A 24,630-nucleotide genomic window follows, 5' to 3' on the forward strand; every position below is an offset into this window, starting at 1 on the left:
CTCCGGCGCCGGTCCCAATACGGGAGGCCATTATGGCAGAGACCGTCATCCTTTCTCCCGAACGGACCGGGACCTTCAAGGACAAGGTCAAGGCCATGCTGCCGGACGGCGGCAACCTTGATTTGTGTCTGACGTGCGGGCTGTGTTCCGCCGGGTGTCCCGCCACGGGGCTGGAGGATATGGACCCCCGCAAGTTCCTGCGCATGTGCGCCTACGGCATGGATGAGGAAGTGACCACCACGCCGTGGGTATGGATGTGCACCATGTGCCAGCGGTGCGTCTATGCCTGCCCCATGAAAATCGACATCCCGCGCCTGGTGTACGAGGCGCGGGCAAGCTGGCCGCGTGAGGAGCGCCCCAAGGGCATACGCGGCTCGTGCGATGTGGCGCAGGGCACCGCCACCAACAGCGCCATGGGCGCATCCTCGGAGGACTTCCGCTTCGTCATTGAAGACGTGGCCGAAGAGGTGCGCGAAATGCAGGAGGCCTGCAAGGACATCATCGTTCCCATGAACAAAAAGGGCGCGAAGTACTTCATGAATCAAAACTCGCGTGAGCCTATGACTGAGCCGGACGAGATGGTGCCCCTGTGGAAGATTCTGAACATCGTAGGGGCGGACTGGACCTACGGCGACGTGGGCTGGGCCGCGGAGAATTATTGCATGTTCCTCGCCGATGACGCGGCGTGGGAAGCTGTCGTGCGCAACAAAGTCAAAGCAGTGGAGGAGCTTGGATGCCAGTATTGGCTCAACACCGAGTGAGGCCACGAAATGTACGCGGTCCGGGCCGGACTGCAAAAATTCGGCATTACGCCAAAGTTTGAGATCGAAAGCATCATCCGGTGCTACGCGCGCTGGATACGCGAAGGACGGCTGCCCGTGAGCTCTGCTTGGAACGATGACCTCGGCATCACCTTCACACTGCAGGACCCCTGTCAGCTTATCCGCAAGTCCTTCGGCGACCCCGTCGCAGAGGACCTGCGCTTTGTGGTGAAAAGCGTGGTTGGTGAGAAAAACTTCATCGACATGGTCCCGAACAGAACCAACAACTACTGCTGCGGCGGAGGCGGCGGCTTCCTCCAGTCGGGCTTTACCGAGGCGCGGCGCGCCTACGGCAAGCGCAAGTTCGACCAGATAACCGCCACCGGGGCGAAGTATTGCATTGCCCCGTGCCACAACTGCCATTCGCAGATTCACGACCTGTCCGAGTTCTACGAAGGGCACTTCCCGGTGGTGCACCTGTGGACGCTCATCTGCCTGTCCATGGGCGTGCTGGGCGAGAACGAACGCTCCTACCTCGGGGAGGATTTAGCCGAAGTCGGGCTGTAGCCGGTGCGGAAGGTGTATGGACGATGGGCCGAAGCGTGGGGGCGCTTCGGCCCTTTTCTTGTGTGTGCTGTGCGGCGGGCTGGCCGCTGCGGCGATATGTGGCACTGTGGAAGCTTGGAAAGGCCCCTTTATCTGGCCGTGTGGCGCGGTGGTCCTGCGTGGGCGGTGAATGGCATCCGCGTGCATCTATTTGACTTTGCTTGGCGAAAAAGGGAAAAGAAGTGCACAATGCGGTAAAGCTCTTTGGCGGCGGCTTGGCTCTTATCCGACACACGGCACACCTGCGGAGGCACTATGTATTTCCACGACGACGATGCGGAGCACAGCGCTTCGGAATCGGCCATGATTCACCGCCTGTGGACAGTTATCCGCGGCTGCGTCAAGGCGCTGGCCGTGCTTATGACGGCGGTTATCTTTTGGGGGATGCTGGACGTCATCTGGGTGCTGTATGAGCGCATGACCACCCCGCCCATGCTCCTACTCAACATCAACGACATCCTCGCCACGTTTGGCGCGTTTATGGCTGTGCTCATCGCCATTGAAATCTTCGCCAACATCATCGTGTATCTGGAATCGGAAATGATTCACCTGAAGCTGGTGCTGTCCACGGCGCTTATGGCTGCGGCCCGAAAGGTTATTGTGCTGGACTTTTCCGTGAACACGTTTCTTGAGGTGTTTTCCCTTGCCGGGGTTATACTGGCCCTGAGTGTTGGCTATTGGCTCATTTGCCACCGCAGCAAGTGCCTGCTGATGTCGTCCATGTCCAACACGGAGGAGAGCGCGGCTGTGTGCCCGCTTTTCCCGCGCAATGGCGAGAACGGCGGCGGGAAGGGTGACGCGGAGAAGGCCAAAGAGCACGCCAGCGCGCCCACGCCGCAGGAGAAGGGCGAAGCGTAGGCGATGCGTACTCGGCGAAGCGCGTCTTTGCGGCGCGTGGAGCCAAAGGGGGATGGAGCAATGGACAGAGGTGAACGGGTGGTGCTTGGCGCGGTGATGGTGTGGGGGCTGGTTGCGCTCCTGTGCTGGAGCGCGCCCCGCGTGCACGCCGAGGACGCGACGTGTGAGGACGTCTACGCCATCTACAAGACCTGCTATGACGGCGGGCGACAGATGGACCAGAGCGGGTGCGATTATCTGGTGCAGGCCCTTGGACCGCGTCTAATGGGCGAGGACGGTCTTTCCGGCTTTTCAGCGGCGCTGTCCGTCGCCATGTGCAAGCGCGGGTGCGAGGACGGAGCAAGCGGCAAAAAGGCCATGAGCATGCGGGAATTTCGCCGCGAGTTTTGTGGCGGCAAGTTGAAGTAAACGCTGCAGCCCGGCACAGCGGCGGAGAGCGGGGCGCTTCGGCATATGGTCCGAAGCGCCCCGTTTTGCGCGCGAAAAAGCCCGCGGGGCGGATGCGCCGCGTGGCTGTTGGCGTTGACTGCGCCGGGGTGAGGGGTGGGCGCTAGGAGTCGGCTGGCTTTTTGCGGCGGGCGCGGAAGAAGTCGCGCAGGGTCTGGCCGCATTCATCGGCAAGGATGCCGTCCAGCACCGGGAAGTGGTGGTTGACGAAATCGAGGTTCGCGCCGTCCATGCGGGAGGTGACCGCGCCGGTTTTGGGGTCGTGCGCGCCAAAAACCAGCCCGGCGATGCGGGCGTGGATGAACGCGCCGAGGCACATCAGGCACGGCTCCAGCGTAACGACAACGATGCAGTCGTTGAGGCGGTAGTTGTCCAGCTTGTCCGCGGCAAGGCGCATGGCGCGCATCTCGGCGTGGGCACTGGGGTCGTTTTGGCTGATGGGGGCGTTGGCGGCTTCGGCAAGGATGGAGCCGTCCGGACCAAGGACGACGGCGCCGACGGGGACCTCGCCACGCTCTGCGGCGCGGCGGGCCTGCTCAAGGGCACGGCGCATGACCTGCTCCCAGCTTTCCCACTGGCCGGGAAGCGCCGGGAACTCCATTGGCGTATTCATGTTATCTGGCCTTGTTTGTTGTGTGAGAATTCACGCGAAAAGGTTTCCGGACGGACGCCACACACTCGCCCACAGGACGATTTTCGTGCAGTGCCTGTGGCGTCCGCCTCGGAAATGGTACGGTCTTTTTCGGGGAAGTTAAAGGCTCTTGATGTATTTGACGGCGTTCTCCATGAGCACGGTGCCCAGCGTGGGGCGTGCTCCACGGGTCCACGCTGGGTGGTTCGTGGGGTGGTTAAACGCTTCGGGGTGCGGCATCAGGCCAAGGATGCGGCCGGTGGGGTCCGTCAGTCCGGCAATGCCGCCTGGTGAGCCGTTGGGGTTGAAGGGATATTCCTGCGTAGGCTCGCCCGTTTCGGGGTGAGCGTAGCGCAGGGCCACAAGGTTTTCGCGCTCCAGCGCGTCCAGCACGGTGTCGTCTTTGGCAATGAGCTTGCCTTCGCCGTGGCGGATGGGCATTTCGAGCAGGTCGAGGTCCTTGGTAAACACGCAGGGGCTTTTTTTGTTCACCTTCAGGTGCACCCAGCGGTCCTCGAACTTTGCGGAATCATTGTGCGAGAGGGAAACCTGACGGTCGAAGTAGTTGCCGTCAACGGCAGGCAGAAGACCCAGCTTCACCAGTAGCTGAAAGCCGTTGCAGATGCCGAGGATAAGACCACCGGCAGTGAAGAACGCCTTGAGCTGGTTAACGAGGGGATCGCCGTTTTCAGTGGTGGCATACTGCCAGCGCAGCGCGCCGGCCTGTGCGGCGCCAAGGTCGTCGCCATCCAGAAAGCCGCCGGGAAAGATCAGGAAGTTGTAGTCCTCAACCCGGCAGCGCCCGGCAATGAGGTCGGAGAAGTACACGGTTGAGACGCTGTCCGCGCCCGCCAACTCGGCCGCATGGGCCGATTCCTTATGACAGTTCGTACCGTTGCCGGTAATGACGAGGCTTCTGACCTCCGCCATAAATTCCTCCCGTTGTCTTGACACCGCCAAGGGCGTCGACTAGCGTATCCAAGGTCTGTGGGACCATAATGACACGTAAAGGTGTCGTCAACAGCGTAAAAAGACTGATTATGGACTCCCAATTATCGGGCACATATGTAGAGCTAGAGATTTTACGGCAGTAGTGCCTCGTATCGACCCGCCGGGATCAGAAATTGTTCCGGCGGGTTGATATTTGATGTATGTTCGCGGGGTACGGAGCACGTGTGCAAACGTTTCGTGCGTCACTGCCGGAAGTATTTTTGATAACTCCCTTAAGTTCAAGACAAAAAAGAGGACAGGTCCGGCGAATGAAAACCAAGTTCATCTTTGTCACTGGTGGCGTATTGTCTTCCCTCGGCAAGGGGCTTTCCGCTGCCTCCATCGGCGCTTTGCTCAAGGCACGCGGGCTGACGTGCACCATTCAGAAGCTCGACCCTTACATCAACGTCGATCCTGGCACCATGAATCCCTTCCAGCACGGCGAGGTCTACGTCACCAATGACGGTGCTGAAACTGACCTCGATATGGGCCACTACGAGCGCTTCATCGACGTGCCCATGAGCCAGAGGAACAACTACACCTCCGGCAGCATCTACCACAAGGTCATCACCAAGGAACGCCGCGGCGACTACCTTGGCGGCACCGTGCAGGTGATCCCGCACATCACCGATGAAATCAAAAACGCCGTCCTGAGCCTGGCCAGCGACGACCTTGACGTCGCCCTCATTGAGATTGGCGGCACCGTCGGCGACATCGAGGGCCTGCCGTTCCTCGAAGCCATCCGCCAGCTGCGTATTGACCTTGGCAAGGAAAACTGCCTCTACATCCACCTGACGCTGGTTCCGTACCTTGCCGCCGCCGGTGAAGTGAAGACCAAGCCTACGCAGCACTCCGTCAAGGAACTCCGCTCCATCGGCATCCAGCCCGACATCATGATCTGCCGCAGCGAAGTGGCGCTGGACGAACACCTCAAGGGCAAAATCGCGCTGTTCTGCAACGTGGACCCCGACGCCGTGTTCTGTGCCCGCGACATCAACAACATCTACAAGCTGCCGCTGGCCTTCTACGAGGAAGGCATCGATCAGAAGATCGCCATCATGCTGCGCCTGCCCGCCAAAAATCCGGACCTCGCCCAGTGGTCCGGACTGGCCGAAAAGATCGACCACCCCAAGGGAGAGGTCACCATCGGCATCGTGGGCAAGTACGTGGACCTCAAGGAAGCCTACAAGAGCCTGCACGAGGCCCTCATCCACGGCGGTTTCGCTAACGATGTGACCGTGAACCTCACCTACATCAATTCCGAGGAAATCACGGACGAAAGCATCGCCAAAAAGAAGCTCAAGGGCCTGGACGGCATCCTCGTCCCCGGCGGCTTCGGCTCCCGCGGCGTGGAAGGCAAAATCAAGGCCATCCGCTACGCCCGTGAGAAGAAGATCCCGTTCTTCGGCATCTGTCTTGGCATGCAGTGCGCCGTTATCGAGTACGCTCGCAACGTTGCCGGCATCGACGCCGCCAACTCCGAGGAGTTCGACCAGAACACGCCGGATCCGGTCATCTATCTGATGAAGGAGTGGTACGACTTCCAGCGCGGCCGCGTGGAACGCCGCGACGAAAGCAGCAACAAGGGCGGCACCATGCGCCTTGGCGCGTACCCCTGCAAGCTCGTTCCGGGCACCTTTGCAGGCAAGGCCTACGCTGAGGAAAACATCAGCGAGCGCCACCGCCACCGCTTCGAATTCAACAACGATTATCTGGAAAAGCTCCAGAAGAGCGGCCTCGTCTTCTCCGGTACCTCTCCGGACGGCGAGCTGATGGAGATTGTGGAAGTCAAGGATCACCCGTGGTTCCTCGGCTGTCAGTTCCATCCGGAATTCCAGTCCAATCCCATGCGTCCCCATCCGCTGTTCAGGGACTTCATCAAGGCCGCCAAGGGCCAGAAAAAGGGCAAATAGCTCTTTGACCAGTCATTTGCCGGACTCGCTCCCGCACGCCTTCGCCACCTGCGCGAAGGCGTGCGGTGCGCCGGTTGTAGCGGGGCCACTGCGCAGGGTGCCCTTTGCGGCCCTCCGCCCGCCGCGCCCCGTCCTCCTTCCCCCGCAGAAAAGGGTATGCTTATGATGACTGCATCCGAACTCTACACGCATTCGTGCGCGCATCCGTTCCTCATCGCAGGGCCGTGCGCGCTGGAAGACCTCGATATCGCCCTGCAAGCGGGCAGGAAAGTGGCCGAAATCTCCAAGGACCTTGGGATTGCGGCCATTTTTAAAAGCTCTTTCGACAAAGCCAACCGAACCTCCGTCACCAGCTTCCGCGGCCCCGGCATGGAGCGCGGGCTGGAAATGCTGGCGCAGGTGAAGGCCGAGACGGGCCTGCCCGTCATCACTGACATCCACTCCCCGGAGCAGGCCGAAGCCGTGGCCGAGGTGGCGGATGTCCTTCAGATTCCCGCCTTCCTCTGCCGCCAGACCGACCTGCTGGTGGCCGCCGCCAAGACGGACAAGATCATCAACGTGAAAAAGGGCCAGTTCCTTGCCCCGTGGGACATGCGTTCCGTGGTGGAAAAGGTTCGCTCCACGGGCAATTCGAAGATTTGGCTCACCGAGCGCGGCGCCAGCTTTGGCTACAATAATCTGGTGGTGGACTTCCGTTCGCTGGCGATTATGCAGAGCCTCGGCTGCCCCGTGGTGTTCGACGCCACGCACTCTGTCCAGCTTCCGGGCGGGCAGGGCGGCTGCTCCGGTGGACAGCGCGAATACGTGCCCATGCTGGCGCGCGCCGCTGTTGCCGCCGGCGCGAACGGTGTCTTCCTTGAAACGCACCCCGACCCGGATTCCGCCCTGTGCGACGGGCCAAACTCATGGCCGCTGACAAAGCTGGACGCCCTTGTCCGCGACCTCGACAACCTCTGGAAGCTGCCCCATGAGTGCTAAGCTGACTGCCGCCGCCAAAGAGCGCGCAAAGAATGTGCGCGTGCTGGTGCTGGACGTGGACGGCGTGCTGACAGACGGCGGCCTGTACTACGACGCCTCCGGGCACGTCTCCAAGCGCTTCAACGTGCAGGACGGCCTGGGCGTAAAGCTGGCGCAGGGCGCAGGCCTTGTGGTGGCCGTCATCACGGGCCTCAAGTCCAAAGCCGTGGAAAAGCGCGTGCGCGAACTGGGCATCAAGGACTACTACGCCGGACACACGGCCAAGATTCCGCTACTCCAGAAGATTTGCGATACCCATGGCGTCACCATGGACGAGGTGGCCTACCTCGGTGACGACTGGGTGGACGCCGGCCCGCTGGCCAACGTGGGCCTGCCCATGGCCGTGGCCAACGCCCAGCCCGAAATTCACGATATGGCCGTATGGGTCAGTGAATGCCGCGGCGGCAACGGCGCAGTACGCGACGCCATCCGCTTTATCCTCGATGCGCAGGGCAAGTTGGACATCCTGTGGGCGGAGTGGAAACAGCGATGAACAGAGCGCGTATGCTCCTTGTCGCGGTGCTGGTCTTTGTGACCATGCTTGGCGCGGCCTATATCATTTGGCGTGGGAGCGGCGCATCCGTGGATGATGTGCCCATCACCGCCCCGCCTGTGGATATGGCCATGCAGGGCGTGGAGCTCACCCGCAGCGCCGGGGACGGCTCCCTGTGGACCCTCAAGGCCGAGAGCGCCGACTACGAAAAGCAGGACGGCCGCATCACGGTTGAGGCTCCCGTTATCGACTGGACCAAGGACGGCCGGGAGCCGGTGCACATCGTGGCTCCCAAGGGCCGCGTTGATCAGGCGACGGGGTCTGCGGAATTGTGGCCCGAAGTTGTCGTGACAAGTGGCGATACTACAGTGTATTCCAAGCGTCTGGACTATGACGGCGAGGCGCGGATTATCACCGTCCGCGAGGATGTCCGCATTGTGCGCGAGGGCATGACCCTCCGCGCGCCGGAAGTCGTCTATGATCTTTCCACCAATGTCATCACCGCCACCGGGGGCGTGGAGTCCGTCATGGACGGCATGGCCGCCCCGGGCAGGGAGAAGTAGCCTTGAAGACGTTTGCACGCACCGCCGCACTCGCCCTTGCGGGTGTGCTCGTAGCGGCCTCGCTGGCATTTGCCGCGGCCGCCGATACCGTACCGACCAAAATCACCTCTCAGAAAACCGTCTACGACGAAAGCGGCAAGACCGTCGTCTTTACGGGAGATGTGCTCGTCACCCGGCCGGATATGAAAATCTGGTCCGACAAGATGACAGTGCACCTCACCCCGTCCGATACGCCGGATACGCCCGGAACCATCCGCAAAATCGTTGCCACCGGCAACGTGCGGCTGAAGCGCGAGGGCAAGACCGGTACCTGCCGCAAGGCTGTGTACACCGCCGAAGATGGTCTGCTGACCCTCACCGGCAAGCCCGTGCTCAAGGATGGCGAAAACAGCATTGCCGGCAAGGTTATCCGCCTGTGGCTCAAGGACAACCGCAGCGAAGTGGAAAGTGGCGACGCACCCGTGGAAGCCATCTTCTTCACCCCGGCTGACGGGGGCGGCAAGTAGCATGAGTGTCCTTTCAGCCAATGATCTGTGCAAGATCTACGGGCAGCGCAAGGTTGTGCAGGATATCGCCGTCAACGTGGCGCAGGGCGAGGTTGTTGGTCTGCTTGGCCCCAACGGCGCGGGCAAGACCACCACGTTCTACATGCTGGCGGGCATCATCAAGCCCAACGGCGGCGCGGTGCACCTTGATGACGAGGCCATCACCATGCTGCCCCTGCACGAGCGCGCCCGCCTCGGCATGAGCTACCTGCCGCAGGAAAGCTCCATCTTCAAAAAGCTGTCCGTGCGGCAGAATCTGGAGATTATTCTGGAGCAGAGCGGACTGGACAGCGCAGAGCAGAAGCGGCGCGCGGACCAGTTGCTGGACGAGCTGGGCATTACGCGCCTTGCGGACCAGAAGGCCATGCACCTCTCTGGCGGCGAGCGCAGGCGGCTCGAGATTGCCCGCGCGCTTATCCTAAATCCGAAATTCATGCTGCTGGACGAGCCTTTTGCGGGGATTGACCCCATCGCCGTGGATGACATACAAGGAATTGTGCGCGGGCTGAAAGAGAAGGGCATTGGCGTGCTTATCTCCGACCATAACGTCCGCGAAACCCTGCGCATTTGCGACAGGGCCTACCTTGTCTACGAAGGCCGCATCATCCTGAGCGGTACTCCGGAAGAAATTTGTGCCGATCCGAAGGCTCGCCGGGTCTACCTTGGCGAGGGGTTCTGTCTGTAACCTTCCGGAAATTCTATATAAATCCCTATATTCAAGAACCTTGCCAGTCTTGGTTGCAAGCTTGTTGTGAATGTGGCATGGTGCTTGTGCGGTCGGTAACGAAGTCCGCACAAGCACCATTTTTTTTAGATGCCGTAGGCACTGTCGCACTTCCGCCCCCTTTGACGGGGCAGCCTGATACGGAATCTGCAACGCCAACATTTCGCAAGAAGACATAAGCCAACATGGCACTTGAACTACGACAACAACTCAAGCTCTCTCAGCAACTGGTCATGACACCGCAGTTGCAGCAGGCCATCAAGCTGCTGCAGCTCTCCCGCGTGGAGTTGGTGGACATGGTCCAGCAGGAACTCCTCGAGAATCCCCTTCTGGAGGAGGCCGCCGTCGAGCCGTCGCAGGAGAAGGCCGAGGCCGAGCAGGACGCCCGGTCGGCAGAAGCCGTAGACAACGGCGAAGCCATGGCCGATGGCGTTGGCGATCAGGACGCGATGCAGGGCGCGGATTGGGAAAACTACCTCGGGGAGTTCTCTTCCACGGGGCGGCAGTCCTCGGCGCGTGAAGCGGAAATCCCGGAGGAGGGCTTGTCCTTTGAGGCCCGTCTCTCGTCCAAGCCATCGCTGGAAGGGCATCTGGAATGGCAGATTCGCCTCTCGGACATGACGCCGGAGCAGGTGGACATCGCAGAGGTTATCCTCGGCAACCTTGGCTCGCAGGGGTACCTGCAAAGCACCGTTGAGGAAATCGCCGAGGAAGCCAAATGCTCCGTGGACGCCGTGGAGGAAACGCTGCACCGCGTTCAGCGCATGGACCCCGTGGGCGTTGCCGCCCGCGACCCGCGCGAGTGTCTGCTCGTACAGCTTGAGGTCAACGGATACGACGACCCCATCCTGCACTCCCTCGTCAGCGACCACCTGGAGGACCTTGAAAAGCGCCGCTACAAGCCGCTGGCGCGCAAGTTCCGCCTCACCCTCGAAGGCCTCAAGGAATACCTCGACTTTCTGCAAACCCTTGACCCCATGCCCGGTGCTGCCTTTGGCAGTGGCGAGGCGCAGTACGTCAGCCCGGATGTGCACGTCTACAAGTACGAGGACGACTTCGTCATCGTGCTCAATGACGACGGTTTGCCGCAGTTGACGGTTAATGATTTCTATCTCGATTCCGTGAAGGATGGGCGCGGCGCGCCGGAGAAGGAATACCTGAACGAGCGCCTGCGTTCCGCCCAGTGGCTGATGAAAAGCCTGTACCAGCGCCAGCGGACCCTCTATAAGGTTATGGAGAGTCTTGTGCGCTTCCAGCGCGGGTTCTTCGAGCATGGCGTGACCCGTCTGAAGCCCCTCATCCTCAAGGATGTGGCAGACGACATCGAAATGCACGAATCCACCATCAGCCGCATCACCACCAGCAAGTATGTGTCCACGCCCCATGGCGTGTTCGAGCTGAAATTTTTCTTCAACAGCGCCCTCGGTATGGACGACGGATCACAGGTCGGTTCCGAGAGCGTGAAGGCGCACATCAAGGAACTCATCGGAAAGGAAGATACCAAAAAGCCTCTTTCGGACGAGAAAATCGCCGATATCCTCAAAGGGCGGCTTCAGGTCAACATCGCACGGCGAACTGTTGCCAAATATCGCAGCTCCCTCGGCATACCGTCCTCCTCCAAACGCAAGCAGGTCTTTTAGGAGGGGCGGAGTGGCGACAACACCCTTTATTTTCAGGCTGAATGCAAGTACACTTTCCAATATGGTGAGTATTCGATCCAACCCCAGCAGTTAAGGAGGATCGTCGATGAACATCAGCTTGACCTTTAAGAATTTCGAGCCTTCGGACCATCTCAAGCAGTATGCCCGCAAGCGCTTTGAAAAGCTGATCAAGTACGCCGATACCGGCAATGCCGAATTGCAGATCAACATGAGTGTGGAGAAGTTTCGCCACATCGCGGAGGTCTCGCTTGCCGGGGACAATATGAATATGTCCGCCGTTGAGGAGTCGGAAGACATGTACTCCTCCATCGACCTTGTGCTGGACAAGATGTCCGCACAGGTCCGCAAGACGCGTGAAAAGGACAAGGACCGCCGCCGCGCGCGCGACACCGTGCGCCAGGAAGACGTCGCCGCCCTTGCCGGATTCGACGCCGAGGACATGGACGCCGCATCCGGCCCTGTCATCGTGCAGGCCGACACCTACACGCCCAAGCCCATGATGGCCGACGAGGCCGCCATGCAGCTGGACACCTTCAAGTATGATTTCCTCGTGTTCCGCAACGCTGAAACCGAACGGGTCAACGTCATCTACCGCCGCAAGACCGGCGAGTATGGCCTCATTGATCCCGGGATGTACGAATGAAGCTCGGAGATTTTGTCGATAGCGATTTGATATTCCCTGAACTTTCGGCCAGAACCAAGTCTTCGGTTCTGGCCGAACTTGTGGCCGGGGCTGCGCAGCATGTGCAGGGCATTGACCCTGAACATGCCAAGGAAGTCCTGCTGGAGCGGGAATCCCTGGGTACCACAGGAATCGGCGACGGCATCGCCATCCCCCACGGCAAGCTGGAAGGGCTGGACGACATCGTCGTTGTTGCCGCCAGAAGCCGCGAGGGCGTTGACTTTGATGCGCTGGACTTTAAGCCCTGTCATATCTTCTTTCTTGTGCTTGCGCCGGAAAAGGTGGCCGGGATGCATCTGCGCATCCTTGCCCACATTTCGCGCACTCTCAAGGATGAGAAGTTCCGCACGGCCTTCTTGGAGGCTGGCGATAAGGACGAACTGGTCCGCCTTATCAAGGGAGCCTAAGCATGGAATCTGTTGTGCCGGGAGCGGCCGCCGAGCCGGATTTTCCCGTCATTATCCTCTCCGGACTCTCCGGAGCGGGCAAATCCACTGCCCTGAAGGTTTTTGAAGACCTTGGCTTCGTCTCCGTGGACGGGCTGCCCCCGGATGTTATCCCCGAATTCGTGGACCTGTTTCGCCGTCAGAAAGAGGTGTACCATCGAGGGTTGACCCTTGGGCTGGACGTCCGCCATTCTGACTTTACCGCCAAATGGGAACAGACACGGGGCATCCTTGCCGAAAGCGGCGTGGAGCCGCGCGTGGTGTTTATTGAAGCCGGAGAAAATGTGCTGCGCCGCAGGTATGCGGCCACCCGCCGTCCGCATCCGCTGGAGCAGGGCGTCGGGCTGGACCGCGCCCTTGTGGAGGAGCGCCGCCTGCTCGCCCCGGTGCGTGACTTGGCCGAGCTTGTCATCGACACCTCGGACTATTCCATCCACGACCTGCGCCGCACGTTGCAGGAAAAGTGGAATTTCCTGCAGGACAAATGCTATGGCCTGCACGTGTACTTGGTGACCTTTGGCTTTAAGCACGGGGTGCCAACGGACGCGGACCTTGTCTTTGACCTGCGCTTTTTGCCGAATCCGTACTTTGAGAAGTCTCTGCGGAGCCTGACGGGACGTGACAAGGCGGTTTCCGATTTTGTCCTGCGCTCGCCAGAGGGCGGGGAATACCTTGAGAAACAGCTTGATTTCCTGCACTATGTCCTGCCGTGCTACGCGCGGGAAGGGCGGTACAGGCTGACGGTTGCCATTGGGTGCACCGGCGGCAGGCATAGGTCCGTCGCCGTGGCCGAAGCCGTCTTTGACTCTCTGCGTCAGGCAGAGTATTCCGTATTTCTTGAGCACAGGCATCTCGACCTCGAATGAGGCGGGTGAAGGACGAAATTCCATTCGCGCCGAAAGTGGCGCGCTAGCGGGTATCATGAGCGAAAAGACAACCAAGACAGTCGGTGTGGTCATCGTCACCCACGCGGAGTACGGCGAGCATTTGCTGAATGCCGCCGAGGTCATCCTTGGCGAGCAGGAATACTGCGAAGCCATCGGTGTGGGCGTGGATCAGGAGATGGACGAAATTCTCCAGAACCTGCGCGAAGCCGTGGAACGCGTCGATGCAGGCGCCGGCGTGCTGATGCTGACCGACATGTTTGGTGGCACCCCCACCAATCTCAGCCTGTCCCTTATGGGCTCCGGGCCGCTGGAGGTCATCACCGGCGTGAACCTGCCCATGCTGCTCAAGGTGCTTGGTACCCGATCCATGAAACTGAAAAACCTTGCCAGCGAAGCCGCAAGCGCCGGCTGTCAGGGTATTGTCGTCGCAGGCGAAATTCTGCGGCGCAAAGTCGCGGAAGGCTAAAATGTATTGGGTGCGCGTGGACAACAGACTGATCCATGGTCAGATTATCGAAACGTGGCTCCCCTTCACCAAGTCGCGCTGGATTGTCGTTGCGAATGACGACGTGGCCCACGATCCATTGCGGCAGGAAATTATGGGGCTTGCCATCCCGCACGGGGTGGAGAAGTGTTTTGTGGACGTGGCGGGGCTTGCCGCGTTTATGCATGCCAAGTTCGGGCCGGACCCGGACCCCGATGTGCTGGTCCTCTTCGCCTCGTGCGAGGACGCCCGCCGTGCCCATGAAGATGGCCTCGGCTTTGGTGTGCTCAACCTAGGCAACCTGCACTACGGACCAGGCAAACAGCAGCTGTGCGCCCACGTATCCCTCTCCGAGGAAGATAACGACTGTCTTGGCTATTTCTCGTCCACCGGCGTGGAACTCGACTTCCGCTGCGTGCCGACGGAACCCGTGCATGTGAGACGAACATGGTAGGAACTCCGCTTGCGAGCATTGCCACGGTTGTGGCGGTCGGTTTTTTTTTGCCCTGAGCTCTCTCGGGCGTTTTGCCGTCACTGTCGGCATTCTTGAGCGCCCCATGGTGCAGGGCCTCATTTGGGGGATTGTCACTGGCGACATGACCCTCGCCCTCAGTGTTTCCGCATTTTTTGAGCTGTTCTGGCTCGACCTCATCCCCGCTGGGACGTTTATCCCCCCCAATGCCGCGGCAGCGAACCTTGCCGCGCTCACTTTGGTGCACTTTTTTGGCTTCAGCACGCCCGCCGAGGTGGTGTTCCCATTGCTCTTTAGCTTGCCCCTTGGGTGGATAGCGGCGCGGGTGGAGTACCTGCACAGGAACTTCCAGAACGCCTCCTACAATAGTCTGCAGGCGCAGGTCGGCCTCAGCGCCAGCCCCGGCGACTACGCGCCGGGCCGCCTTGTGCGGCGCTCCATCATGCAGATGGGCGTCTTGTCGTTTGCGTTTTTTGAGGCCAGCGTTTTGGTACTTATCGTCATCGTGAATTTCTTCCTGATGCGCGGCTTCCTGCATTTGCCCGCGGACGCTGTCACGTGGGGGCATTTGTGGATAGCCGCCTCCATTGGCCCTTTGCTGTCCCTGCGCTCCGCCAAGGCTTATGCCCTTATCTTTGTCCTTGCAGGCGGCATTGCCGCGCTTGCGGCGCTGGGGACGTTTTAGCCCCCAGACCCTTTGCGGCAGAATTTCTGCGACCAACGGCCCGTATGAGCATGCTCATAGGGGCCGTTTTTGCGTCTGGCAGGGGAGAGCGGATGGACTGGGGACTCGGGAAAACTCTGTTATGTCAATGGGTTGATTTTTGATTGTGGCCCCGATATCTGTCGGTTTATCGATATTTTTAAGTGGCGTGCTTTTCTTGTTCCTTTTTGCGCAAAGTTTTTGTAGGCTCAGAGCCGCCGGTTGGCGGGAAATGGTCCAAAAGGCCCGTGATTCCCATACATTTTTTTTGAGTGTGTAGGCTCTTGGCAGGAACAGACCTTTGTGCTATTTGGCACAAACTTACAGCGTCAACTTGCCTAAGCTTTCGCGCTAAATCCATTGTTAGGAGGATTTGTCAATGTTAGTTCTCGGTCACATGAATCCTGATACTGACTCCATCGTCGCCGCCATTGCCCTTGCCGATCTGCTCAGCAAGCGTGGCATGGAAGCCAAGCCCGTCGCTCAGGGCGAGGTTACCCCCGAGTCCGCTTTCGTTCTGGAAAAGTTCGGTCTGACCGCTCCTGAGGTTGTGACCTCCGTGGCCGGCCAGAAGGTCGCCATCGTCGACACCACCGAGCTGACGCAGCTGCCCGCCGACATCGCCGAAGCCGAAGTCGTCGCCGTGGCCGACCACCACAAGCTGGGCGACCTGGCTACCCCGAATCCGCTGGAAATGTGGGTGTGGCCCGTTGGCTGTACCTGCACCGCACTTAAGGGCATGTACGACTACTATGGCATCGAGATCCCCAAGAGCATCGCCGGCGCCATGGTTTGCGCCATCCTGTCCGACACCGTCATGTTTAAGTCCGTCACCTGCACGGACGCCGACAAGAAGGCCGTTGAAGAAATGGCTCAGGCCGCCGGTATCTCCGACGTGACCGAACTCGGCATGGAAATGTTCAAGGTGAAGAGCGCCGTCGACGGTGCCCCCATGCGCGACCTCGTGTTCCGCGACTACAAGGACTTCGACATGGCCGGAAACGGCGTTGGCATCGGCCAGCTGGAAGTTGTGGACCTCGACATCCTCAAGCCCTACGTGGACGGCCTGTACGAAGAGATTCAGAAGGTCAAGGACGAGAAGGGCCATCACACCGTGATGCTCATGCTCACCGACATCATGAAGGAAGGCACCGAGATGCTCTTCGTGTCCGACGACAAGGAAGTCTTCAAGAAGGCTTTCGGCGTGGACGCAGGCGATCGTTCCTTCTGGCTGCAGGGCTGCATGTCCCGCAAGAAGCAGGTTGTTCCGGACTTCCAGGGCAAGGCTTTCGCCTAACCAAGTCCTTTCAGCCTGACTGAATAGAGCACGCATCAGACCCGGCAGGAATTTCCTGCCGGGTCTTTTGTTATGCCGTTATGTGGCCGATATGGGGAAGGTGTCAGGGTGTCGACACTTCTCGCTTGCAGTCTCTTCTGCGCGGGGCTGAATGTTGCGCCCGCGGCTGAAGCCACGGCCTGTCTGCCAGCCGTGTCTCTCCCTACGTCGCGGCGAGCCTCGTGAAGGTCTGCTGTCTGCGGGAATTCACTGGCGATCGTTGCGGGCTGGTATGGATAGTGCATTTATGAGTGGCAGAGCAAAAGAAATGTCAAAATTTTCTGGGATGATGCTGAAGAAACCGCGTTCACTTTGGCGATATATGCTTTTCTGTAAAACGCCGCATAACAGAATGCGACTCTTTTTCTAACTGATACGCGTCATACAGCACAGCGCAGTGTGCAGACCGAAAACGCACTGCACACTTGAAACGCGTAGCGACATCAGACCTTATTCTCTGCACAACTGCGAGCACACTATTGGCACCACACTATTGGCACCGCGACACGAACGAAGACGAACCGGGACGCACTCATGACTGCACACTATGATGTATCCATCGTGATACCAGTTTTCAATAAATGGAATCTGACGAAAGACTGCCTTGAGAGTATCGCCGCCGCGAACGAAGCCGTCCGCTACGAGGTCATTGTTGTTGATAATGGCTCGTCTGATGAAACCGTCAGTGCATGCGAGGTCTTGGGACGCCAGCTTTTTGGCGGAGCTTTTCGCTACGAGCGTAGCGAGTGCAACCTCAATTTTGCCGCAGGCTGCAACCGTGGCGCATCGGTGGCAACTGGCCAGTATGTCCTTTTCCTGAACAACGACACCATCGTCACCCCCAACTGGCTTGGCCCGTTGGTCGCGCGAATGCAAAGCGACAGACGCCTCGGCGCTATCGGCCCCCTCCTTATGCACCCGGACCGGGGCGGACTGGGCGACCGCGTCCAACATATCGGGGTCAGCGTTTCGCGCCGTAAGCGCCTCTTCCATATTTTCGAGCACTGGCCCGTGTCCCATCCCGTTGTCTCCATGCACCGGGAACTCCAGGCCATCACCGCCGCCGCCATGATGCTCCCCCGCCGTCTGTTCGAGCACGTGGGCGGCTTCCACGAGGCCTACCGTAACGGTTTCGAAGATGTGGACCTGTGCGTCCAGCTCGCCCGGACCGGCAGCACAATGTGCTGCGAGCCGAAAAGCCGCGTCTATCACCTCGAAGGCCAAACTCCCGGCCGCCATGATAACGAAGAGCACAACAGCGCCATCATCATGCAACGCGCAATGCCTTTCATGCGCCCCGACGCCGTGCAACTGGCAGAGGCGTCTGGCTTTGCGTGGGGGCTTGGGGGTTGTGGCGAGACAGTAGTTCTGACAACGCCAGAGCAACGTCGCGAGATTCAGACCCGTCTAGCCAGCGCCGAGTCCGCCCGGACAATCTACGACCTGCTTCAGGAGTATCCGTGCTGGTATGAGGGATATTCGGCATTTGCCAGCTGTCTTGTGGATGCAGGGCGCGAGCATGAGGCGCTTGAGTGGTTGCTTTTGCGACTCAGATTGAATGCATCACAGAATGTGCTTATCCAACTGGCAAAAATTTATAGACGACTTGGTCGCCATGATGCAGCAACGCACACATTACAATGTGCTACCAAAATCGAAAAGAATGGGAGCGATGCGCATGTTTAATGAAATGATGCAGAGTTTCAATAGTGGTCCAATTATACTTCCTGAGCAGGTGAAAGTCTGCATCAAGATAAATGTTTACAACAAATGGCATCCTAATGAGATGGAGCGGGAAGTAGTAAAAAAAGCGTATGCGCTATGCTACCAACTGTGGAGGAGAGGTCTCGATTGTGTCGTTCACTATCGTAATGAATGGGGGGCAATTGATTTAGACACTGATGTAGTAATAGCTCTTGGTCCTTGTGATGATTATGTGTGTAAGCCATATAATTATAATATAGAGTGGCTCATTGGATGCAATGAAATTCCAACGCGCTCATTTGATTGCTCTGTGATTCAGGAAGAGTGTGGTTTTTATATTGTAGAGAGTTGTGAAGAAAATAGTGATCAAATAAAAATTTGTGATGTCCAATCAACAATTGATGATGTCGTTGATGGAGTGGTCAATTATGTAGCAGAAGAGCGGCAAGGTGCTTTGATTGAGCGAAGAAAAAGACGGAAGCAATATTATTCTTTCAAAGAATGTCAGCCGCTCGTCTCTGTTGTGATCAGTACCTATAATCGTAAAGAGTCGCTTAAGCGCGCTGTGCAGTCGGTTCTAGCTCAATCGTATTCAAATATTGAAGTTGTTATCGTTCGAGATGGTGGAGAACCTGTCAAAGACGTTGTTGCATCGTATAACGACTCTCGGATTATTCTAATTGATAATGAGGACAATAGGGGCAAGGGATATGCCGTAAATTGTGCCCTTCAAGAATGCAATGGGGAGTATGTTTGCTATTTGGATGATGACGACGTTTATTATCCTTGGCACATAGAGACTCTTGTCGGGGTGTTGGAGAATATTCCTGGTATTGAATTTGTCTATTCAAATACGATTAAGAGTGAGTATGCACAGCGTGGTGATGCCAAGAAATCTTTTTGTAAAAAAGAATTAGTTTATCGGCAGCAAACATCACCAAGACGCATGTTGCAGTCTAATGAAATTACATGGCTTTCTGTTATGCACAGTAGGAAAGTCCTCGATTATGTTGAAGGCTTGGATGCTAACTTAGCTGCGCTTATTGATTATGATTTTTGGAGGAGAATATCCTCATATTTTTACTTGTACCATGTAGATGCAGTCACGGCTGAGTACTACTTGAGAAATTCTAAGGGAGACTCTGGCGAAGGTCAGATTACAAATCTTTTTACGAATGATCCAGTCAAGTACCACTGGTGCGACAAGGTTATAAAAGAGAAGCCCCTTTATCCAACAAGCTCCGCGTTATACAAAGATGAGCAAAGAGAAAAACAAAAGGCGCAAGCACAATACTATGTAGTCAAAGGGGATTCTTATAGGGCCACAGGAGAGTATGAAGCCGCCCACGCGTGCTATATAAAAGCCCAATCTGTGCTCGCAGAATCCCATGAGATCCTCTTTCGCTTGGGGAGCAACATGATGAGCATGGAGCAATACGGAAAGGCTTTGGAATACTTTAAGCGACTTGTGGAAATAGAGGGCAATATTGATGTCGATTTAGCCCTCGTCATCGCGCAGTGCGCTGTGCTGGCTGCGGAGATGGCTTTTTCTCAAAGTATCATCCGCAAAATAGATCCAGCACAACTCGACGAGTCTCAAAGAAAAGTGTTCCTCCAGTTGCATAAAGTTGCTTTGACCCAGCAACAGGCAGTTGCTTCAGAAGCATGCCCGATTTAGTGAACTGCGACCTTGTTGTTTTGAACTGAGGAGAAAAATATGAGTTGCACGACGTTACAAGAGCAAATAGATGACAAAGCCCTTACTTTGGCACAGGGGAAGTTGTTGAAATCCAGATTAGCTTACAGAAGTCGTTGTATGTCACTGCCGTCTGTTTTAAAACTTCGAAGGGAAGTTGAAGAGCTTGTGCCAAATGTGACTGACCCTATGTATTGGCTTTATCCAGATCAGTATGGTTCATCACAACATTTAAAGAACTCACTGCTGAAAGAAGCCTTGCAAGACGTAGAGCTTGGTGGATGGGCTCTTTCTGCTGATTCAATAAATTACTTGGCCGATTTTATACGCAAAGACCGTCCTTGTAATATTATTGAATTTGGAAGCGGTGCGAGCACTCTTGTCCTTCTGTTATTGAGCGCAGGGTGTTCTGTGCGGATTGTCAGTGTTGAACAGGATGCCAAGTTTGCTAAAAAGACTTTTGATTTGTTGAAAAAATTTAATCTTGATTCTTACGCCGAGATTATTGTTTCTCCATTGAGGGAACAGATGAGGCATGGAAAGCAAATTCTACAGCATGATTTTGATGATATAGCTCCCCAGCTAGTCGATTTCAAAGCGGATTTGGTTTTGATTGATGGCCCGTGTGCCCCTCCAGGAAGCCGTGTGCATGTGATGGAAGAGCTTTTGGAAAGAAATCTGGTTGCGGATAAGGCCCGCTTTCTTATGGATGACGCCTTGCGAGACGGAGAGCTTTGGGCTGCCTGTTGTTGGCATTCGTTGCCTGAAGTGGCAGTTAATGGCATTCGATGGGTTGGCAAAGGGTTTCTTGATGGCACTGTGGCACTTCCTGCGTCGTAACGGTCTGTGAGATGAGAAATAAAATCCCCCGGAAGCCGTGCTTCCGGGGGATTTTTTGTGAGTTTGTTTGCGCGTTCAGGCGGTGGCTGTGTGCAGGCTTTGGCCTGCGCGCGGGCCGCTTGAGGCGCGCTCTCGCTACGCCGTCGGTGCGGCGACGCCTTCGGATTCGTCTTCCTCGTCCACGATGGCGGCGCCCAGGAGGCCGGTCTCCGTCATGGTTTGTTGGAGGGCGGCGTGGGTGTCGGGTTGCATGGAGACGAGGGGGAGGCGGAATTCTTCCGTCATCAGGCCCATGAGGGAGGCGGCGGTCTTGACCGGGATGGGATTTGTCTCGGAGAAGAGGGCGCGGCACATGGGCATCATGTGGTAGTGCAGCTTCTGCGCGGTGGCGATGTCGCCTTCGGCAAAGGCTTTACACATGCCAGCCATGGCGGCGGGCATGATGTTGGACACCACGGAGATGACGCCGCATCCGCCAACGGACAACAGCGGCAGGACCGTGAAGTCGTCGCCGGACAGCACACAGAAGTCGTCGCCACACAGTTCCACAACCTCGGAAACCTGACGCAGGTCGCCCGTGGCTTCCTTCACGCCAATGACTTCCGGAACGGCGTCCTTAATGGCCGTCAGTGTTTCGGGCTTCACGTTCAGAGCCGTACGGCCCGGGACGTTGTACACGATGAAGGGCATGGACACCTCTGCGGCAATGGCCTTGTAGTGCGCTACAAGCCCCGCAGGGGTCGGTTTATTATAGTAGGGCGTGATGAGCAGCGCGCCGTCAGCGCCGGCGTCTTTGGCGTATTTGGTGAGTTCGACGGCCTCGCGGGTGTTATTGGACCCCGCGCCGGCCAGAACCGGGACGCGGCCTTTGACCTGATCCACACAAATCTGGATGGCCCGGCCATGCTCGGCGTGCGTCAAGGTGGCGGATTCACCGGTGGTGCCACAGGGGACGAGTCCGTCAATGCCCTGCTCAATCTGCCACTCGATGAATTCGCGGAACGTTTCCTCATCGATCTCGCCGTTTCGAAACGGCGTCACAAGGGCGCTAAGCGCTCCCTGGAACTGCATACTGCTCCTCCTCGGGTCAACAGTCCGGCGCGGAGGCGCCGGTTCTATTCCACAGGCGTCAGGCCCATGGATTCAGGATACATTTCGCCCTGATACGTCATAACGGCCTTTCCCTGCAAAAAGACCGTACCGTTTTCTATAGAGATTTGCAAAACCTCGCCGCCGGACGTGGTGAGTTCCACCTCCGTGCCGACAAGGCCAAGCTGATGCGCAACGTACGCAGATGCTGCCGCACCTGTGCCGCAGGCGAAGGTTTCGGCCTCCACACCGCGCTCGTAGGTGCGCAGGTACAGGCGGGCCTTATCGCGCACCTGAATGAAGTTGACGTTCGCGCCAGCCGGGGCAAAGTGCTCGTGCTCGCGCAGGGCGCGGCCAAGCTGCATCACGTCTACGGCGGCAACGTCGTCACACACGGTGACGGCGTGCGGGACGCCCGTGTTCACAAAGTGGACATCAAGGCTCTGGCCGTTCACGTCCAGCCTTGCGCCAAGGGCAAGGTCCAGCGGCGGCGTCAGCTCCACTTTGACGCGTTCTTCGGCTTCATTGACTTCCGCATGGATGGGGCCGGCGTCCGTTCCAAAGACGTGGCTACTGCCGGCCAGCCCAAGGCGGGCCGCAAGGCGGGCGGCGCAACGCGAACCGTTGCCGCACATCTCTGCGCGGGAGCCGTCGCCGTTGTAGAAATGCCACACGTAGTCGACATCCTGCCGCTCGGGCGCATCCTGCAGGAAGATAAGCCCGTCCGCGCCAATACCAAAGCCGCGCGGGCACACGCGGGCGGCCCATTCGCTCATGGCCGCCTGCGGCAGGCGCAGCGTGCGGTTGTCTATCAGTACAAAATCGTTGCCACTGCCGTGCATCTTAAAGAAGGGCACGCCAGTTCCAGAATGTTTGCTCATGGCACTCATCCGAAAAATGGGTTGGGAGTTTGCGACAAGGGTGCAGTGTGGCGCGTTTTGTCAGGAAGCGCAACCCCTAGCGGGCATTGGGGAAAAGTTTCCTCAGCGTGCGGGCCATTTCGCTGTCGGGGAGGGTGTTGTCGCGAAGGGGGCGGAAATCAAGGACGATGTCCTTCTTTGGGGTCCACTTCCAGTCCGCATCGTCGTGGCGCGGCCACGTATTGAGGCGCAGAACGTGCACGGCGCGGCCCTTGCTGTAGGATCGCACCCAGAACGTTTTGCCGCCGGCTTCCAAGCGTCCGGCAAGGCCCGGACCGGGGCCGGCGCCAAACAGAATGTCGAAGACCGGACCGGCGGCGTCCAGATAGTGCTTCTCCGTCATGAAGCCCCACGGGCTGATGCCAATGACGAGCTTGGTACGGCTGCGCAGGCTTTGGGCCTTGGCGGCGATGCTTTTCATGAGGAAGCGTGGGACAGAGGTCTGCCCGGCGGGAAGCATGGGAAGGTAGATGATACCGATGGAGGTATTGTTGACGTCCACGGTAGAGAATTGCACATGGACCGAGGCGGTGCGCCAGCCCTCTGGGCGCGAAAGGCCTGCTGCGCTGAGCCAGTCGGCTTCCCTTGGGGAAAGGTAGCCGATGTCGTAGGCCAGCAGGTCGTAGGCGTGCTTGAGGGACGGGGCAAGAGATGCGGGACCGTCCGGTTCTTCCCCGCAGGGAGTGAATTCGAACGGTCCCGCCAAAAAGAGCGAGCGGGCACCCTGCTGGTCATTGTCTCTCACGGAGGCGAAAAGGGTGGCGCGTCTGTCCAGACCGCCGAGCGTCTTGCCGCCTCAGGTGGGGCAGGGTGCGTAATGCCCGTAGGTATTCGATGTATAAACTAGCTGAAGTCGAGTCTCGTCGTGGGGAGCGGCGAAAGCAGTGCTGAATGTGAGCGCAGCCAGTAGGAGTATGAGTGTGAGAATCCGGGGCATTGCTTCCTAGCTGTTGACGAATTCCTTCAGCTCTTTACCGGGCCTGAAGAAGGGGAGCTTCTTCGGGCGAACCTTGACGATTTCGCCGGTTTTCGGATTGCGGCCGATGTACCCGCCGTAGTCCTTGATTTTGAAGCTGCCAAAGCCTCGAATCTCCACCCGCTCCTCGTGAATGAGGGAGCTTTTGATGGAGTCGAAGAATGTGTTGACGACGACAGCTGCTTCGTCAACATGCAGATTCTTCTTTTCTGCCAGGGTCTTGATGAGTTCACTTTTGTTCATAGTCTCCTCCCGGTTGCGAAAATACGTGTTCCCCAGACACGTGGTGCCAAAAAAAAGGCGCTTTCTTGCTTATGCAAATATGCCGAATTTCGAGGAATTCCGTCAAGCCTATTCCGCGTCATTTGAGGAAAAATTTTGCAATACCCCCTGATTGCCGACATGGGGCAGCAGATTATCCCTCATGCGGCGCAGCTTGATGGCCAAAGAGAGGATATCGCGCCCTGCGTCGGAGGAGGGGGCGTACTTTAAGAGCGGCACCTGCCGGACAACGGCGGCGGCCACGGCCGGGTCGCTGCGTACGGTGCCTGCGTAGTTCAGCGTGATGCCAAGAAAACGCTCGCACGCGGCGTTGAGCCGCTGGAAGCCCTTGCGGCCCTCGGATTGCGAGGCGGCCTGGTTGACCACCACGTTGAAGGTGTCCACACCGTATTCGGAGTGCAGGACTTTAATAAGGGCGTAGCCATCGGTGAGCGAGGTAGGCTCGGGCGTGATGACCACCACGCGCTCCTGCGACATGGCGGCAAAGCGCAGCACGGTTTTGCTGATGCCAGCGCCAATATCCATCAGCAGAAAGTCATATCCGCCGATGATGCTGTTGAGCTTATCAAAAATGAGACCCTGCAGGTCTTCGTCGAGGTCGATCAGTTCGGGCACACCCGAAGCCGAGGGGAGGAAGTCGAAGTTGGATTCCTCGATGGGAACGACGATATCCTTGGCCTTGGCGTCATCGGTCAGCAGGTCCTGAAGGCTTTTGTCCGGCGTCAGGCCGAGCAGAACGTCCAGATTGGCCAGCCCGAGGTCGCAGTCCATCAGCATAACCGGGTGCCCGGCTTTGTGCAGGGCGTACCCGAGGTTCAGGGCGAGGTTGGTTTTGCCGACACCGCCCTTGCCGCTGACGATGGAGAAGCTGATCGCGTTATTTCTTTTGTCAGTCATGTCCATG

Annotated in this window: 26 protein-coding genes and 1 pseudogene; 20 read left to right on the forward strand and 7 right to left on the reverse strand. The window is 58.1% G+C overall.

Annotation, left to right across the window (positions count from 1 at the left end; translation table 11 throughout):
* Positions 1-32: 32 nt before the first annotated feature.
* The 3 genes from ACI3L3_RS09450 to ACI3L3_RS09460 all read left to right on the forward strand — a co-directional run bounded on the left by ACI3L3_RS09450 (position 33) and on the right by ACI3L3_RS09460 (position 2,633).
* Positions 33-1,328 (forward strand): (Fe-S)-binding protein, encoded by a 1,296-nt coding sequence (locus ACI3L3_RS09450; protein WP_404844865.1) that lies wholly within the window; start codon positions 33-35, stop codon positions 1,326-1,328.
* A 294-nt stretch (positions 1,329-1,622) separates the two neighbouring features.
* Positions 1,623-2,225, forward strand: a complete 603-nt coding sequence (locus tag ACI3L3_RS09455) for a phosphate-starvation-inducible PsiE family protein (protein ID WP_404844866.1) — start codon at positions 1,623-1,625, stop codon at positions 2,223-2,225.
* Positions 2,226-2,285: 60 nt separating this feature from the next.
* Positions 2,286-2,633, forward strand: coding sequence for a hypothetical protein (locus ACI3L3_RS09460; RefSeq protein ID WP_404844867.1), 348 nt, complete (start codon positions 2,286-2,288; stop codon positions 2,631-2,633).
* 142 nt (positions 2,634-2,775) lie between these two features.
* On the opposite strand, the gene tadA is transcribed toward ACI3L3_RS09460, so the two are convergent.
* Both tadA and ACI3L3_RS09470 read right to left on the reverse strand, forming a co-directional pair.
* Positions 2,776-3,285 (reverse strand): tRNA adenosine(34) deaminase TadA, encoded by a 510-nt coding sequence (gene tadA / locus ACI3L3_RS09465; RefSeq protein ID WP_404844868.1) that lies wholly within the window; start codon positions 3,283-3,285, stop codon positions 2,776-2,778.
* A 138-nt stretch (positions 3,286-3,423) separates the two neighbouring features.
* Positions 3,424-4,233: a phosphoribosylformylglycinamidine synthase subunit PurQ gene (locus tag ACI3L3_RS09470; RefSeq protein ID WP_404844869.1), complete on the reverse strand. Its 810-nt coding sequence runs from the start codon at positions 4,231-4,233 to the stop codon at positions 3,424-3,426.
* A gap of 329 nt (positions 4,234-4,562) precedes the next feature.
* On the opposite strand from ACI3L3_RS09470, the gene ACI3L3_RS09475 reads away from it, so the two are divergent.
* The 17 genes from ACI3L3_RS09475 (at position 4,563) to ACI3L3_RS09555 (ending at position 20,459) form a co-directional block, all read left to right on the forward strand.
* On the forward strand, positions 4,563-6,206 hold the full coding sequence (locus ACI3L3_RS09475) for a CTP synthase (RefSeq protein WP_404844870.1): 1,644 nt from the start codon (positions 4,563-4,565) through the stop codon (positions 6,204-6,206).
* Positions 6,207-6,371: 165 nt separating this feature from the next.
* Positions 6,372-7,184, forward strand: a complete 813-nt coding sequence (kdsA, locus tag ACI3L3_RS09480; RefSeq protein ID WP_404845217.1) for a 3-deoxy-8-phosphooctulonate synthase — start codon at positions 6,372-6,374, stop codon at positions 7,182-7,184.
* On the forward strand, positions 7,174-7,716 hold the full coding sequence (locus ACI3L3_RS09485; RefSeq protein ID WP_404844871.1) for a KdsC family phosphatase: 543 nt from the start codon (positions 7,174-7,176) through the stop codon (positions 7,714-7,716). The genes kdsA and ACI3L3_RS09485 overlap by 11 nt, the downstream gene beginning before the upstream one ends.
* The gene (gene lptC / locus ACI3L3_RS09490) at positions 7,713-8,279 is read left to right on the forward strand and encodes an LPS export ABC transporter periplasmic protein LptC (RefSeq protein WP_404844872.1); all 567 of its coding nucleotides are present in this window, start codon (positions 7,713-7,715) and stop codon (positions 8,277-8,279) included. Before ACI3L3_RS09485 ends, lptC begins: the two co-directional genes overlap by 4 nt.
* 2 nt (positions 8,280-8,281) lie before the next feature.
* Entirely contained in the window at positions 8,282-8,785 is a 504-nt protein-coding gene (locus ACI3L3_RS09495) for an LptA/OstA family protein (RefSeq protein WP_404844873.1), read from the forward strand.
* A gap of 1 nt (position 8,786) precedes the next feature.
* Positions 8,787-9,509, forward strand: coding sequence for an LPS export ABC transporter ATP-binding protein (gene lptB, locus ACI3L3_RS09500; protein ID WP_404844874.1), 723 nt, complete (start codon positions 8,787-8,789; stop codon positions 9,507-9,509).
* 224 nt (positions 9,510-9,733) lie between these two features.
* The gene (gene rpoN, locus ACI3L3_RS09505; RefSeq protein WP_404844875.1) at positions 9,734-11,188 is read left to right on the forward strand and encodes an RNA polymerase factor sigma-54; all 1,455 of its coding nucleotides are present in this window, start codon (positions 9,734-9,736) and stop codon (positions 11,186-11,188) included.
* A gap of 106 nt (positions 11,189-11,294) precedes the next feature.
* On the forward strand, positions 11,295-11,852 hold the full coding sequence (gene hpf, locus ACI3L3_RS09510) for a ribosome hibernation-promoting factor, HPF/YfiA family (protein ID WP_404844876.1): 558 nt from the start codon (positions 11,295-11,297) through the stop codon (positions 11,850-11,852).
* Positions 11,849-12,298 (forward strand): PTS sugar transporter subunit IIA, encoded by a 450-nt coding sequence (locus tag ACI3L3_RS09515; RefSeq protein WP_404844877.1) that lies wholly within the window; start codon positions 11,849-11,851, stop codon positions 12,296-12,298. The genes hpf and ACI3L3_RS09515 overlap by 4 nt, the downstream gene beginning before the upstream one ends.
* A 2-nt stretch (positions 12,299-12,300) precedes the next feature.
* A complete protein-coding gene (gene rapZ / locus ACI3L3_RS09520) occupies positions 12,301-13,203 on the forward strand; it encodes an RNase adapter RapZ (RefSeq protein WP_404844878.1) in 903 nt (300 codons plus the stop codon).
* 55 nt (positions 13,204-13,258) lie between these two features.
* Positions 13,259-13,690, forward strand: a complete 432-nt coding sequence (locus tag ACI3L3_RS09525; protein ID WP_404844879.1) for a PTS sugar transporter subunit IIA — start codon at positions 13,259-13,261, stop codon at positions 13,688-13,690.
* Between the two features lies 1 nt (position 13,691).
* The gene (locus ACI3L3_RS09530) at positions 13,692-14,162 is read left to right on the forward strand and encodes a PTS sugar transporter subunit IIB (protein ID WP_404844880.1); all 471 of its coding nucleotides are present in this window, start codon (positions 13,692-13,694) and stop codon (positions 14,160-14,162) included.
* Between the two features lie 52 nt (positions 14,163-14,214).
* A complete protein-coding gene (locus ACI3L3_RS09535) occupies positions 14,215-14,865 on the forward strand; it encodes a PTS sugar transporter subunit IIC (RefSeq protein WP_404845218.1) in 651 nt (216 codons plus the stop codon).
* 391 nt (positions 14,866-15,256) lie between these two features.
* Positions 15,257-16,180, forward strand: coding sequence for a manganese-dependent inorganic pyrophosphatase (locus ACI3L3_RS09540; protein ID WP_404844881.1), 924 nt, complete (start codon positions 15,257-15,259; stop codon positions 16,178-16,180).
* Between the two features lie 573 nt (positions 16,181-16,753).
* Complete coding sequence (locus ACI3L3_RS09545; protein WP_404844882.1) at positions 16,754-17,905, forward strand: glycosyltransferase; 1,152 nt, start codon at positions 16,754-16,756, stop codon at positions 17,903-17,905.
* The gene (locus ACI3L3_RS09550; protein WP_404844883.1) at positions 17,898-19,601 is read left to right on the forward strand and encodes a glycosyltransferase; all 1,704 of its coding nucleotides are present in this window, start codon (positions 17,898-17,900) and stop codon (positions 19,599-19,601) included. The genes ACI3L3_RS09545 and ACI3L3_RS09550 overlap by 8 nt, the downstream gene beginning before the upstream one ends.
* A 39-nt stretch (positions 19,602-19,640) precedes the next feature.
* The gene (locus ACI3L3_RS09555) at positions 19,641-20,459 is read left to right on the forward strand and encodes a hypothetical protein (RefSeq protein ID WP_404844884.1); all 819 of its coding nucleotides are present in this window, start codon (positions 19,641-19,643) and stop codon (positions 20,457-20,459) included.
* A 195-nt stretch (positions 20,460-20,654) separates the two neighbouring features.
* Here ACI3L3_RS09555 and dapA read toward each other — a convergent pair.
* The 5 genes and pseudogenes from dapA to ACI3L3_RS09580 all read right to left on the reverse strand — a co-directional run.
* Positions 20,655-21,530, reverse strand: a pseudogene (gene dapA, locus ACI3L3_RS09560) (4-hydroxy-tetrahydrodipicolinate synthase); the annotation flags it as partial.
* 44 nt (positions 21,531-21,574) lie between these two features.
* Positions 21,575-22,429 (reverse strand): diaminopimelate epimerase, encoded by an 855-nt coding sequence (gene dapF / locus ACI3L3_RS09565; RefSeq protein WP_404844885.1) that lies wholly within the window; start codon positions 22,427-22,429, stop codon positions 21,575-21,577.
* A gap of 76 nt (positions 22,430-22,505) precedes the next feature.
* Complete coding sequence (locus tag ACI3L3_RS09570; protein WP_404844886.1) at positions 22,506-23,174, reverse strand: hypothetical protein; 669 nt, start codon at positions 23,172-23,174, stop codon at positions 22,506-22,508.
* Positions 23,175-23,411: 237 nt separating this feature from the next.
* Positions 23,412-23,687 carry an HU family DNA-binding protein gene (locus ACI3L3_RS09575; protein ID WP_404844887.1) on the reverse strand — a complete coding sequence of 92 codons (276 nt, stop codon included), beginning with the start codon at positions 23,685-23,687 and terminating at the stop codon, positions 23,412-23,414.
* Between the two features lie 108 nt (positions 23,688-23,795).
* Positions 23,796-24,623, reverse strand: coding sequence for a MinD/ParA family protein (locus ACI3L3_RS09580; RefSeq protein WP_404844888.1), 828 nt, complete (start codon positions 24,621-24,623; stop codon positions 23,796-23,798).
* Between the last annotated feature and the right edge of the window lie 7 nt (positions 24,624-24,630).

Source organism: Desulfobaculum sp. SPO524, assembly GCF_044987625.1.
Taxonomy (GTDB): domain Bacteria; phylum Desulfobacterota; class Desulfovibrionia; order Desulfovibrionales; family Desulfovibrionaceae; genus Desulfobaculum.

Coding starts and splice junctions, on each gene's coding strand:
- lptC (WP_404844872.1), top strand. CDS start 7,713: ATGAACAGAGCGCGTATGCTCCTTGTCGCGGTGCTGGTCTTTGTGACC.
- ACI3L3_RS09525 (WP_404844879.1), top strand. CDS start 13,259: ATGAGCGAAAAGACAACCAAGACAGTCGGTGTGGTCATCGTCACCCAC.
- ACI3L3_RS09545 (WP_404844882.1), top strand. CDS start 16,754: ATGACTGCACACTATGATGTATCCATCGTGATACCAGTTTTCAATAAA.
- ACI3L3_RS09575 (WP_404844887.1), bottom strand. CDS start 23,687: ATGAACAAAAGTGAACTCATCAAGACCCTGGCAGAAAAGAAGAATCTG.
- ACI3L3_RS09550 (WP_404844883.1), top strand. CDS start 17,898: ATGTTTAATGAAATGATGCAGAGTTTCAATAGTGGTCCAATTATACTT.
- rapZ (WP_404844878.1), top strand. CDS start 12,301: ATGGAATCTGTTGTGCCGGGAGCGGCCGCCGAGCCGGATTTTCCCGTC.
- ACI3L3_RS09455 (WP_404844866.1), top strand. CDS start 1,623: ATGTATTTCCACGACGACGATGCGGAGCACAGCGCTTCGGAATCGGCC.
- ACI3L3_RS09475 (WP_404844870.1), top strand. CDS start 4,563: ATGAAAACCAAGTTCATCTTTGTCACTGGTGGCGTATTGTCTTCCCTC.
- ACI3L3_RS09470 (WP_404844869.1), bottom strand. CDS start 4,233: ATGGCGGAGGTCAGAAGCCTCGTCATTACCGGCAACGGTACGAACTGT.
- ACI3L3_RS09530 (WP_404844880.1), top strand. CDS start 13,692: ATGTATTGGGTGCGCGTGGACAACAGACTGATCCATGGTCAGATTATC.
- ACI3L3_RS09555 (WP_404844884.1), top strand. CDS start 19,641: ATGAGTTGCACGACGTTACAAGAGCAAATAGATGACAAAGCCCTTACT.
- ACI3L3_RS09515 (WP_404844877.1), top strand. CDS start 11,849: ATGAAGCTCGGAGATTTTGTCGATAGCGATTTGATATTCCCTGAACTT.
- dapF (WP_404844885.1), bottom strand. CDS start 22,429: ATGAGCAAACATTCTGGAACTGGCGTGCCCTTCTTTAAGATGCACGGC.
- kdsA (WP_404845217.1), top strand. CDS start 6,372: ATGACTGCATCCGAACTCTACACGCATTCGTGCGCGCATCCGTTCCTC.
- ACI3L3_RS09460 (WP_404844867.1), top strand. CDS start 2,286: ATGGACAGAGGTGAACGGGTGGTGCTTGGCGCGGTGATGGTGTGGGGG.
- ACI3L3_RS09580 (WP_404844888.1), bottom strand. CDS start 24,623: ATGACTGACAAAAGAAATAACGCGATCAGCTTCTCCATCGTCAGCGGC.
- lptB (WP_404844874.1), top strand. CDS start 8,787: ATGAGTGTCCTTTCAGCCAATGATCTGTGCAAGATCTACGGGCAGCGC.
- tadA (WP_404844868.1), bottom strand. CDS start 3,285: ATGAATACGCCAATGGAGTTCCCGGCGCTTCCCGGCCAGTGGGAAAGC.
- hpf (WP_404844876.1), top strand. CDS start 11,295: ATGAACATCAGCTTGACCTTTAAGAATTTCGAGCCTTCGGACCATCTC.
- ACI3L3_RS09485 (WP_404844871.1), top strand. CDS start 7,174: ATGAGTGCTAAGCTGACTGCCGCCGCCAAAGAGCGCGCAAAGAATGTG.
- rpoN (WP_404844875.1), top strand. CDS start 9,734: ATGGCACTTGAACTACGACAACAACTCAAGCTCTCTCAGCAACTGGTC.